A 348-nucleotide genomic window follows, 5' to 3' on the forward strand; every position below is an offset into this window, starting at 1 on the left:
TAGGTAATAGGGGCCTATAGCTCAGCTGGCTAGAGCGCTCGACTGATAATCGTGAGGTCCCAGGTTCAAGTCCTGGTAGGCCCACCATTAAATAATCTATACTATTAATAAAATAATATACTACGATGGGGAATTAGCTCAGCTGGGAGAGCGCCTGCCTTGCACGTAGGAGGTCAGCGGTTCGATCCCGCTATTCTCCACCATCTTTTTAGTATATAAATATTAAATAAACAATTTACACTGATTAATTTAGTTACTAAACTAAATATAAGTACTTAAAAAAGTATTTATATTTGGTTTAATTACCAAAGCGTTACCTTGAAAAAATTCATTTTTTTAAGATAACAA

At 35.6% G+C, this 348-nt stretch carries 2 tRNA genes; both read left to right on the top strand.

Annotated features, from left to right (window positions below):
- Nucleotides 1-10: 10 nt before the first annotated feature.
- Nucleotides 11-87, top strand: a tRNA-Ile gene (locus GBG18_RS15175).
- A gap of 40 nt (nt 88-127) precedes the next feature.
- Nucleotides 128-203 (top strand) — tRNA-Ala (locus GBG18_RS15180).
- Nucleotides 204-348 lie beyond the last annotated feature (145 nt).

This window comes from Poseidonibacter ostreae (assembly GCF_009208075.1).
GTDB lineage: Bacteria > Campylobacterota > Campylobacteria > Campylobacterales > Arcobacteraceae > Poseidonibacter > Poseidonibacter ostreae.